Here is an 11276-nt window from a genome sequence, read left to right as displayed (position 1 = left end):
CTTCTTCTTCTCCGTCGAAGGGGGTTACTTCAGCAGCGCTTCGAGGTTCTTCTGCGTGGCGTCGAGGATCGACTTCGGGTCGCCGGTGGCCAGCGACTCCAGCTTGCTGTTGAGGTCGGTCACGACGTCGGCCGAGCCCTTCGCAGTCGGCACGCCCTTGGCGTAGTCCGCGGCGTTGAGGAACGGGACGAGGTCGGGGTTGTCCGACTTCCACTCGTCGGCGGCCGACTTGATCGACGGCATCGGGCCGAAGGCCTTCGAGAAGGCGAGCTGGTCGTCCTTGCTGGTCAGCTTCTCGACGAGCTTGAGCGCGGCGGCCTGGTTGGGGCTGTCGGCGGCGATGCCCCAGCAGTTCGTGAACTGCAGCGTGCCCGCGCCGGCCGGGCCCTTCGGCAGCTCGGCGATCGTGTACTTGATGTTCGGGAAGTCGGACTTCAGGGCTCCGGTGATCCAGTTGCCCTCGATCGTCATCGCCGCGAGGCCCTTGCCGAACGCCTCGCCGCCCCAGCCCGCGCCGAGGTCCTTGGCGTACTTGAGCTCGCCGCCGTTGAGCATCTTCTTGACCTCGTCGAGCGCCTGCACGTTGGCGTCGCTGTTCGCGGTCGCCTTGGTGCTGTCGTCGTTCATGAGGTTGCCGCCGGCCTGGACCATGAAGGATCCGATGCGGGCGTACTCGCCGGAGATGCCGAGGCCGACCTGGCTGCCGGTGGTGAGCTTCTTGGCGACGGACTCGAGCTGGTCCCAGGTCTTCGGGATGTCGGCGTCCGTCAGGCCGGCGGCCTTCCACGCGTCGGTGTTGATGACGAGCTGGAGGGTCGAGAAGTCCTTCGGCGCGCAGTAGAACTTGCCGTCGTAGGTGAAGGACTTCACCAGGCTCGGGTAGAAGTCGCTCTTGTTGCTGAGCTGGTCGCCGTACGCGAGCAGGGAGCCGTTGGAGGCGTACCCGGCGAGCGCGTCCGTCGAGAGGTAGAACACGTCCGCCGGCTTCTTCGCCGCGAAGCCCTGCGAGAGCTGCTGGTTCAGGTCGCTCGCCGTGACGACGCTCGCCTTGGTGCCCGAGCTCTTCGACCAGTCGCTGACCGCTGACTTGACCGCGTTCGTCTCGGCGTCGCCGGACGAGCCGATCATGACGGTGAGGGCTTTGTCGGACGAGGTGAGCTTGCCGGAGTCGCCGCTGCTGCTGCTGCCGCCGAAGCCGGAGCCGCAGGCGGTCAGGGCGAGCGCCGTCGCCGCTGCGACGGCGCCGGCCGCGAGCCGGCGGTGTGTGATCTTGCGCATTCGATTCTCCTTGGTGGGGGAGATCACGATGCGCTGCAGCGATGCCCGCATCCGACCTCCTTTGGTCCGTCGTGTGTCTCCGCCCGATGTTTGAACGATCAAATCCGCACCTGCTACGCTGACTTTGAACGATCAAACCGGGATGTGTGCCACAGTAACCGCGCTGTTCCGAAGGTGTCAAGCGGACCACTAGGGTCATATCCAGCCGAGGAGGGAGGCGCGCGATGGGACTGCAGCCCACGGTGAGCGACGTCGCCGACGTCGCCGGCGTCTCCCGACAGACGGTCTCCAACGTGCTGAACGCGCCCGAGCTCGTGCGCCCGGAGACGCGGGAGCGCGTCCAGGCGGCCATCCACACCCTCGGCTACCGGCCGCACGCCTCCGCGCGCCGGTTGCGCACGCAGAAGAGCTCGACGATCGGCATCCGCCTCGACCCGATCACGCAGGACGGCATCTCGGGCAGCATCCTCGACCGCTTCCTGCACGCGCTCACCGAGCAGGCCGACCGGCAGGGCCTGCGGATGCTGCTGTTCACCGCCTCCGGGCCCGACGACGAGATCGAGCAGTTCCGCCGGCTCTCCGACGCCGCCGACGTGGACGCCTTCGTGCTCACCTCCACGTTCCACGGGGATCCCCGCACCGAATGGCTGATCGAGCACGGCCAGTCGTTCGTCACCTTCGGGCGCCCCTGGGGCATCGACGACATGACGGACCCGCAGCACCTCTGGGTGGATGTGGACGGCCGCGCCGGCGTGCGCGAAGCGACCTCGTACCTCCTCTCCCGTCGGCTGCGCCGCATCGCGTTCGTCGGCTGGCCCAGCGGGTCCGGCACGGGTGACGACCGCCGGGAGGGCTGGCTCGACGCCATGCGGGAGCGCAGCGGTCTCGCCGAGGACGAGCTGCGTCGCCTCGACGCCGCGGTCGAGGACGTCGTGCCGTTCGGCGCGGATGCGATCCGCCGCCTGGAAGCGGAAGCCGGCCCGATCGACGGCGTCGTGTGCGCGTCCGACTCGCTCGCGCTCGGCGTGCTCACGGCGACCGGGGGCCGCATCCCGGTCGTCGGCTACGACGACACCCCGGTCGCTGCGTCGCTCGGCTTCTCGAGCGTCGGGCAGCAGCTCGACGAGGTCGCCGCGGGTGTGCTCGAGCTGCTGACCGGAGCCCACGGCGGCCAGGTGCGCGCGGGCGAGGAGGTCGCCGATCCACGGCACCGCCTGGTCGCGCCGCGGCTGGTGGTCCGCGAGGGGCCGCCGCTCATCGGCGCCCGCTGACCGCGAAATCCGCCTGTAACGCCGACCGGAGACAATGGAGGCATGTCTCCACAAGAGCCTCTGCTGGATGCGCCACGAGCGCGTCGCCTCCCGATCACCGTGTCCATCACCCGTCGTGTCGACGGCAGCCGCCTGGCCGACGTCACCCGATGGGTTCAGTCGGGCGTGAACCTCGCCAACACCTACGACGGCTTCCTCGGCTCGGGATGGGTGCGCGCCCACGCCGACTCCGACGAGTGGCACATGCTGTACCGTTTCGCGGACGCGGACACACTGGAGGCCTGGGAGGCGTCGGACGACCGCGCCGACTGGCTGTACGAGGGCCGCGAGCTCGTGGAGGTGTCCCGCGTCGAGCGGCGGACGGGCATCGAGGGCTGGTTCGACGAGCCGCAACCCGGCGTTCCGGCCGCACCGCCGCGGTGGAAGCAGGCGGTCACGATCTGGCTCGGGTTCTTCCCGCTGTCGCTCCTCTTCACCTACCTGACGGTGACGTTCATCCCGGGTTGGCACACGCTGTGGCCGCTCGCCACAGTCCTGATCAGCACGCTGTGCCTGACGCCGACCATGACGTACCTGCTGCTGCCCTTTGTGACCCGGATGCTGCAGCCCTGGCTCAAGCGCTGACGCGCATTCACTCGGGGTCCTCCCTGAGCAGACCCTGATTCCTCTCCGCGCTCCTTGTGCGACGCCGATTCGCGATATATCGTGATTCACGTCAACAGTCGCGATATAACGCGAGTCACCGACGGTCCCGGCACGGACCGGAGAACAAGGAGCACGAGAACATGGCACAGGAGAAGTGGCTGATCCAGCCGGGCGAGAGCCGCACCATCGACGTGGAGATCGTCCGCACGCTCAAGGTCGGACTCCTCGGCGGCCAGGTCGACATCGTCGGCCACGACGAGCCGGGCGCGCGCATCGAGGTCCACTCGGTCGCCGGGCGCGACCTCAAGATCGTCATCGACGGCGACCGCTTGGAGATCGACCACCCGCAGCTGCGCTGGGACAACTTCATCGAGGTGTTCAAGTCGATGCGCTCGAGCGCCAAGGCAGACATCAGCGTGCTCGTCCCGCGCGACGTGGAGCTCAAGTTCGGCGTGGTCTCAGCGACCGCCCTCGTCTCGGGCCTCACCACCGACGCCCGCCTCAGCACGGTGAACGGCGACGTGGTCGCCGACGGGCTCACCGGCGACATCGAGCTCAACTCGGTCAGCGGCGAGCTGTCCGTCCGCGACCACACCGGGCGCATCGTCGCGCACACCGTCTCGGGCGATGTGACGGCGACTGGCGCCATCCACCGGTTCTCCGCGGCCGGCGTCTCCGCCGACGTCATGATCGACGTCACCGGCACCCCCGACGAGATCAGTGTCAACACCGTCTCGGGGGACACGACGATCCGCATCCCGGAGGCCGTCGGCGCGCGTTACCGTGTCGACACGGTGTCCGGCAAGGTGCAGCTCGACAACATGACCGTCGTCGGCGGCATGGGCCGGGGGTACACGGGCACGGCAGGGTCGCTCAATGGCACCTGGGTCGAGATCAGCGTCAACTCCGTCTCGGGCGACGCCGCCGTGCTGCGCAGCGCGTCCACCACGCAGGACGCGGGAGCCCAGGAGGCGACGGCGTGAGTCCCGTCTTCTCGCACGGCAGCCTCCGGCTGTACCTGCTCAGCCTGCTCGACGAGTCTCCGCGACACGGCTACGAGCTGATCCAGGCGCTCACCGACCGGTTCGGCGGCACCTACAGCCCGAGCGCGGGCACCATCTACCCCCGGCTGGCGAAGCTGGAGGAGGAGGGCCTGGTCACCAAGACCACCGAGGGTCGCAAGACCGTCTACGCGATCACGGACGCCGGTCGCGCCGAGCTGGCCGCGCGTCGTCCGGAGCTCGACGCGATCGAGGACGAGGTCACCGATTCGGTGCGCCGTCTCGCCGACGAGGTGCGTGCGGGCGTGAACGACGCCATGCGCACCCTGCGCGCCGAGCTCGCCTCGGCGGCCCGCGAGGCGAAGCGGAACGCCACCCGCGTCGACCCGCGGCAGGATGCCCGCGACGCCGATCGGGATGCGCGGATGGCCGGCAATGCGGCCGTCCGCGACGCCGAGGCCGCGCTCAACGAGTTCCGTCAGGAATTGCGCACTGACCTGCGGTCCTATGCCGCTCGAGGCGCGCTTCCGCCTGACGCCGTGCCGCTCCTCAAGGGCGAGCTGGATCGCGTGCGGCGCGCGGTAGCCGAAGTGCTGGCCCGCCCCTGATCGGGACAGGCGGCTATCGGAGAAGAATCAGCGAATGCTCATCCGGCTCCCAGTGAGAACCGTCCGGGTCGCCGTGCCGCGGGAAACCGCGGTCGGCGCCTCGTCCGCGGTGCAGCACCCAGTGTTTGCAGATCGGAAGGCTCCCCGGCGCGCGACGCGCCGACTTGACAGTGCATTGCCAGCGAGTATGCTCGCCACTCGTGACAAATGAGGGGAGATCCCCGAAGCGCTGGTTGATCGGCGACCCGCTTCCGAGTGAAAAACTCGAAGGACAGCTGCTCCCGAAGCACCTCGCCCTACCCATCTTCGCCTCCGACGCCCTCTCCAGCGTGGCCTACGCCCCGCAAGAGCTGCTGATGATCCTGCTCCTGGGCGGGCTGGCGTTCCTCACCTTCGCTCCGTGGGTCGCCGCGGCCGTCGTCGTGCTGCTCATCACCGTCGTCCTGAGCTACCGCCAGCTCGTGAAGGCCTACCCGTCCGGCGGCGGCGACTACGAGGTGGCGCACAAGAACCTCGGCGAGAAGGCCGGACTTGTCGTCGCCTCCGCGCTCCTCGTGGACTACGTGCTCACCGTCGCGGTGTCCGTCGCGTCGGGCGTCGACAACGTGATCTCGGCACTGCCCTTCCTCGCACCGTGGCGCGTCGAGCTGGCCATCCTCTGCGTCATCATCATCGCCGCGGTCAACCTCCGCGGGGTGCGTGAATCGTCCAAGGCGTTCGCGCTTCCGACGTACATCTTCATCGGCAGCATCGCGCTGATGATCGTCACCGCGCTCGTCCGCACGGTGTTCGGGGACGCGCCGGTGGCCGAGTCCGCCGGCTACCAGGTCCACGCCGACTCGCTGACGCAGGCCGCAGTCGTGCTGCTGCTCCTCCGCGCGTTCTCCAGTGGATGTTCCGCGCTGACCGGTGTGGAGGCCGTCGCCAACGGCGTCCCCGCTTTCCGCACCCCGAAGATCCGCAACGCCCGCGTCACCCTGGGTCTCATGGGCGGCATCGCGATCACGCTGTTCGCCGGCCTGACCGCGACCGCGCTGATCAGCGGCGTCCACTATGCCGAGAACCCCTGCGACCTGCAGGGCTGGGCGCAGTGCGCCACCCAGCCGCAGCGCAGCCTGATCGCGCAGATCGCCGCCGCCACGTTCGGCAACAACACGTTCTTCTTCTTCCTCGTGCAGGCCGCGACCGCCGTCGTCCTGCTGCTCGCCGCGAACACCGCCTTCAACGGCTTCCCGCTGCTCGGCTCGGTGCTCGCCCGCGACTCCTACGCCCCGAAGGCGCTCAACACCCGCGGCGACCGCCTGGTCTACTCGAACGGCATGATCATCTTGGCGCTGGCTGCCACGGTGCTGCTGGTCGTCTACCAGGCCAACCTGACCCAGCTCATCCAGCTCTACATCATCGGCGTCTTCGTCTCGTTCACGCTCGGCCAGTCGGGGATGGTGAAGCACTGGATCACCCTGCTGCGGTCCGGAGGCCAGACCGGCCGGGAGCGGACCGGCATCATCCGCTCGCTCTGCATCAACGCCTTCGGCGCGTGCCTCACCGCGATCGTGCTCATCGTCGTCACGATCACGAAGTTCACGCACGGGGCGTACCTCGTCTTCATCTTCATGCCGATCCTCTGGTTCCTCATGCTCGGCGTGAACCGGTACTACCGCGATGTCGAGAAGGAGATCGAGGTCGACCCGGTCACCACCTTCGGCAGCGTCGGCGACCACGCGATCGTGCTCATCGGCAAGATGCAGAAGCCCGCACTCAAGGCGCTCGACTACGCGATCGCGGCGCGGCACGACTCCATCGAGGCGGTCCACGTCTCGATCGAGGAGGAAGCGACCCAGAAGCTGCAGCGCCAGTGGATCGAGCAGAACATCCACGTGCCGCTCACGATCATCGAGTCGCCGTACCGTGACTTCGGCGTTCCGCTCGTGAAGTACCTCAAGCACCGGCGCGAGGAGCACGGCTCCGAGGTCGTCACCGTCTACCTGCCGCAGTACATCGTGGGGCACTGGTGGGAGACCATCCTGCACAACCACCGCGCCCGCCGCATCAGCAAGCAGCTCATGCTGTGCCACGGCGTCACGGTCGCGCTGGTGCCGTGGCTGCTCGACTCGTCGTCGTTGATCTACGGCCGCCGGTCCCGTCCGCTGCCCGGCCAGGACCGCCGCGGCGAGCCCGTGCGTCCTGTGGCGCGGCGCCCACTGGTGCCTGCGTCGAAGGCGCACACGCGCATCCACATCCACGAGGTGCTCATCACGATGGACGCGCCGAAGCAGACGGCGGAGCAGGTCGCGGCGACGATCCCCGAGCCGGAGGCGCAAGCTCCGGTCCCGCAGCACAAGGTGCCGGCGCGCGCGAAGCGCTAGGCTCGGGCCAGCTCCACGATCGGACCGTGGCCGGGCAGCACCCGGTCGACGTCGCACAGCACGAGCCGCTGGGCGTTGCGTGCCGCCTCGTCGGGATCGTGCTGGAAGAAGGCGGGCAGCTGCTGCAGTTCGCCGCTCTCGCGGAGCAGGGGATGGCCGCCGACGATCGCGTCGCCCGAGATCAGCGAGCGCGACTCCGGCTCGATGAAGCACACGCTGCCGCTGGTGTGGCCCGGTGCTGCGACCAGCTGGAGGGTGTGCCCGGTGCTGAGGCGCACCTCGTCGCCCTCGAGCGCGACCGCGCCGGGGACGCCCACGTCGCCGAGACCGCCCGCGCGCACCGCGGCCAATGCCCACCGCACCGTGCCGCGCTTGAGGACGGAGGGCAGCAGGTCGCGGATCGTCACCTGCTCGGTGACCTCGCGCCGCACGTTCGGCAGCTCGTCGGCTGTCGTCGCGACCACGACACCGCGCTCGGCGAAGCGGGCGCTCGCACCCAGGTGGTCGGAGTGCCCGTGGGTGATCAGGATGCGGCTCAGATCGGCAGGGTCAGCGCCTGCGCGGCGGATGGACTCCTCCACCAGCGGCAGGTCGGAAGGGTAGCCGCAGTCGACGAGTTCGACGGCGCCGTTTCCGGTGAAGACAGTCCAGTTCGAGAGCGGGCCCTCGACGAACAGGATGCCGGGAGCCACGCGGACGGTCGAGCGGATGCCTGTCACCGGGCCACTCTATCCGGGACTGCCCCTGGCGCTTGACCTTGACGTAACGTCAACTCCTAACGTGGATTCCGCACCGCACGAGAGGAGGAGAACATGGACTGGTCCATCCAGGACATCGCGCGGATCGCCGGCACCACCAGCCGCACGCTGCGCCACTACGACGCCATCGGCCTGCTCGCGCCGAGCCGCGTCGGCGGCAACGGCTACCGGTACTACGACCGCGACTCCCTCGTGCGGCTGCAGCGCATCCTGCTGCTCCGCGAGCTCGGCCTCGGCCTCGACGCCATCGGCCGCGTGCTCGACGACCGGACGGATGCGGCGCCCGCGCTGCGCGACCACCTCGCGTGGTTGCAGGCGGAGCGGGAACGGCTGGCGCGGCAGATCGCGTCGGTCGAGTCGACGATCCACGCAGTGGAGGAAGGAGAGGAGATCGTGGCCGAGCGGATGTTCGACGGGTTCGATCACACGCAGTACAAGGAGGAGGTCGAGCAGCGCTGGGGGAAGGACGCGTACGCGGCGTCCGACCGCTGGTGGCGCAGCAAGACGCCCGAGGAACGGCGCGAGTGGCAGCAGCGGCAGGAGCAGCTGGCGCGCGACTGGCAGGCCGCCGCCGCGTCGGGCATCGCGCCCGACTCGGAGGAGGCGCAGGCCCTGGCACGCCGTCACGCGGAGTGGCTGGCCGGCATCCCCGGCACGCCGGGCTACGGCACGGGTGCTCCCGCCGCCGCGTACCTGACCGGCCTCGGTGAGATGTACGTCGCCGACGACCGCTTCGCCGCCAACTACGGCGGCCGCGAGGGCGCCGCCTTCGTCCGCGACGCGCTGCGCGCCTACGCCGCCGTCCACCTCGCCTAGGGGTGGCGCGGGCGGCGGGTGATGCGGTCGTCGAGCCAGTGGGCGGCCACGGCGCGAGACGGACGGGACGAGGTCGCTTCGCGCGGGGCCGGGGCGGCGCGGTCCGGCTGCGGGGCCCGCACGAGCGGGTCGTCGGAGCGCCAGGTGCGCTGGTGCGCGGCACGGTCGGATTCGAGCAGGATGCCGTCGCGCACGTCGAAACGGACGGCATCCTGCTCCTCCTCGAGGCCGGCCGACTGCTCGGCCGTTCCCTCGAGCTCGCTCTCCAGCGGCGCAGCCGTTGCAGCGTCCTGCGGGAGCCGGATCGCGAAGAAGGGGAGGGTGAGGCTGCACAGCGGGCCGACCAGCAGCGCGAACGCGAGCGTTCCGATGCCCACGTTGCCGCCGAGCACCCACCCGATGATCAGCACGGTCACCTCGATAGCGGTGCGCACCATCCAGATCGGGCGGCCGGTGCGCGCGTGCAGGCCGGTCATCAGCCCGTCGCGAGGGCCGGGGCCGAGTCGCGGGCCGATGTAGAGGCCGGTGGCCACCGCCAGCAGCGCGAGGCCCGCGACGAAGAACAGGACCTGAGCCCACAGCTCCGTCTGCTGCGGAAGGAGGTCGAGGCCCAGCTGGGCGCTCGGGCCGACGAGCAGCACGTTGAGCACGGTTCCGAGACCCGGACGCTGGCGCAGCGGGATCCAGAACGCCAGCACGACCAGCCCGATCAAGTTGGTGACGAACCCGAACGGGATGCCGGTCTTGAGCGAGACGCCCTGCGCCAGCACATCCCACGGCGACAGCCCGATCCCGCCGCGGACCATCAGCGCGATCGCGATCCCGTACAGGAACAGGCCGATCAGCAGCTGCACGAGGCGGCGAGTGAGAAGGAGTCGGGTGGTCACGGCTGCAATCCAATCGCAGCAATTGGACTGGCGGCAAGATGCCAATTCCCCTAAAGTGGCCTGCATGTCGGACGTCCAGCTCAGCGCGCGGTCCCTCGAACAGCTGCTCGGATCGTGGCGTACGTCCGCCGCGGGATACCAGGCGCTGGCCGACCGCATCCGGCTCCTCGTGCTCGACGGCCGCGTCCCGATCGGCACCCGGCTGCCCGCCGAGCGTGACCTCGCCGCCCGCCTCGAGTTGAGCCGCACGACCGTGGCGGCGGCCTACCGCCAGCTGCGCGAAGGCGGCTTCGTCGACAGCGTGCGCGGCTCCGGCAGCGTGACCCGGCTGCCCGGCCGCACCCTGCCGCTGCCCGCGGTGGGCGGCGAGGGGATGCTCGACTTCACCAAGGCGTCGCTGCCCGCCGCCTCCACGCTCGCGGCCGCGGCGCGCGCCGCTGCCGACGACCTGCCCCGGTTCCTGCCCGACCCGGGCTACGACCCGGTCGGGCTCCCGCATCTGCGGGAGGAGATCGCCGACCGGTACACCCGACGCGGCCTCCCGACCGACCCGGAGCAGATCCTGGTGACCGTCGGCGCGCAGCAGGCCATCGCGCTGATCGCGCGCACGTTCCTGCAGCGCGGCGACCGCGTCGTCATCGAGGTGCCGACGTACCCGCACGCGATCGAGGCGATGCGGCTGGCGGGCGCCCGGCTCGTACCCATCACGGTCACCGCTCCCGAGGAGGGACCGCACCGCCTCGGCGACGAGCCCGACGGATGGGATGCGGACGCGATCGAGCAGACGTTCCGCCGCGCCAACCCGGCGCTCGCCTACCTCATCCCGGACTTCCACAACCCGACCGGGGCGACGATGTCCCCGGAGACGCGGCAGCACGTGCTCGCGGCCGCCGCCGGTCACGGCGCGATCGTCGTCGCCGACGAGACCACCGCAGAGCTCGACATCGACCGGGTCGGCGACTACCTCCCGATGCCCCGCTACGCCGACCCCGCCTCGCCGCCGGCGCCCATCATCATGATCGGGTCCGCCAGCAAGACGCTGTGGGGCGGTCTGCGGATCGGGTGGATCCGCGCCGATCGCGGTCACATCCAGCGGTTGATCGGAGCGAAGCCCGCGAGCGACCTGGGAACGCCGATCATCGAGCAGCTGGTCGTCGCGCGCATGATCCCGCAGCTCGAGCAGATCGCGGAGGAGCGGCGCGGGCAGCTGCAGCGGGGACGCGCCATCGTACGCCGACTCGTCGCCGACACGTTCCCGGAGTGGACGATGCCCATCCAGCACGGCGGCTTGACGGCCTGGGTGGGGATCGGTGCGCCGGTCAGCTCGGCCCTCGCGCTCGCGGCGCGCAGCCACGGTCTGCTCATCGCCGCCGGACCGCGATTCGGGATCGACGGCGCGTTCGAGCGCTTCCTGCGCATCCCGATCACCTACTCGGAGGAGGAGTACGACCGCGCGTTCGCCGCCCTGTCGCGGGCGTGGGCGGTCGCCGCGAACGAGCCCGTGCCGTACTTCGACAGCGGCGCGCTGCCCAGCGTGGTCTGAAACCGCCCACAGTTCGGACTCCCGGGGGAGTATCCACAAGTCGTACCAGGGCATGAAGATACCGCCCATGAGGTGCTGACATACTTCATCGTGCGCCACCGCT

At 69.9% G+C, this 11276-nt stretch carries 10 protein-coding genes; 7 read left to right on the top strand and 3 right to left on the bottom strand.

The features are described from left to right. Window positions 1–24: 24 nt before the first annotated feature. Window positions 25–1278, bottom strand: coding sequence for an extracellular solute-binding protein (locus AB0P25_RS05200; protein WP_363805809.1), 1254 nt, complete (start codon window positions 1276–1278; stop codon window positions 25–27). A gap of 224 nt (window positions 1279–1502) precedes the next feature. Between AB0P25_RS05200 and AB0P25_RS05195 the strand changes: the two genes are divergently transcribed. The 5 genes from AB0P25_RS05195 (at window position 1503) to AB0P25_RS05175 (ending at window position 7169) form a co-directional block, all read left to right on the top strand. After that, complete coding sequence (locus tag AB0P25_RS05195; protein ID WP_363805808.1) at window positions 1503–2549, top strand: LacI family DNA-binding transcriptional regulator; 1047 nt, start codon at window positions 1503–1505, stop codon at window positions 2547–2549. A gap of 42 nt (window positions 2550–2591) precedes the next feature. After that, a complete protein-coding gene (locus AB0P25_RS05190; protein WP_363805806.1) occupies window positions 2592–3173 on the top strand; it encodes an antibiotic biosynthesis monooxygenase in 582 nt (193 codons plus the stop codon). A 161-nt stretch (window positions 3174–3334) separates the two neighbouring features. Continuing rightward, on the top strand, window positions 3335–4177 hold the full coding sequence (locus AB0P25_RS05185) for a DUF4097 family beta strand repeat-containing protein (RefSeq protein ID WP_363805805.1): 843 nt from the start codon (window positions 3335–3337) through the stop codon (window positions 4175–4177). Then, window positions 4174–4803 carry a PadR family transcriptional regulator gene (locus tag AB0P25_RS05180; RefSeq protein WP_363805804.1) on the top strand — a complete coding sequence of 210 codons (630 nt, stop codon included), beginning with the start codon at window positions 4174–4176 and terminating at the stop codon, window positions 4801–4803. Before AB0P25_RS05185 ends, AB0P25_RS05180 begins: the two co-directional genes overlap by 4 nt. Before the next feature lie 233 nt (window positions 4804–5036). Then, complete coding sequence (locus AB0P25_RS05175; RefSeq protein ID WP_363806240.1) at window positions 5037–7169, top strand: APC family permease; 2133 nt, start codon at window positions 5037–5039, stop codon at window positions 7167–7169. On the opposite strand, the gene AB0P25_RS05170 is transcribed toward AB0P25_RS05175, so the two are convergent. Continuing rightward, window positions 7166–7888, bottom strand: coding sequence for an MBL fold metallo-hydrolase (locus AB0P25_RS05170; protein ID WP_363805802.1), 723 nt, complete (start codon window positions 7886–7888; stop codon window positions 7166–7168). The two genes, AB0P25_RS05175 and AB0P25_RS05170, sit on opposite strands and share 4 nt — an antisense overlap. Before the next feature lie 93 nt (window positions 7889–7981). Here AB0P25_RS05170 and AB0P25_RS05165 point away from each other — a divergent pair, with 93 nt between their 5' ends. After that, a complete protein-coding gene (locus tag AB0P25_RS05165; RefSeq protein ID WP_363805800.1) occupies window positions 7982–8743 on the top strand; it encodes a MerR family transcriptional regulator in 762 nt (253 codons plus the stop codon). Here AB0P25_RS05165 and AB0P25_RS05160 read toward each other — a convergent pair. Further along, complete coding sequence (locus AB0P25_RS05160; protein WP_363805799.1) at window positions 8740–9630, bottom strand: membrane protein; 891 nt, start codon at window positions 9628–9630, stop codon at window positions 8740–8742. The genes AB0P25_RS05165 and AB0P25_RS05160 overlap by 4 nt on opposite strands. Before the next feature lie 64 nt (window positions 9631–9694). Between AB0P25_RS05160 and AB0P25_RS05155 the strand changes: the two genes are divergently transcribed. After that, a complete protein-coding gene (locus AB0P25_RS05155) occupies window positions 9695–11173 on the top strand; it encodes a PLP-dependent aminotransferase family protein (protein ID WP_363805797.1) in 1479 nt (492 codons plus the stop codon). The last annotated feature ends 103 nt before the right edge of the window (window positions 11174–11276 follow it).

Source organism: Leifsonia sp. NPDC077715, assembly GCF_040686855.1.
Lineage (GTDB): Bacteria > Actinomycetota > Actinomycetes > Actinomycetales > Microbacteriaceae > Leifsonia.
The sequence above is the reverse complement of the archived record's forward strand: the minus strand, read 5'-3'. Positions and strand labels throughout refer to the sequence as shown.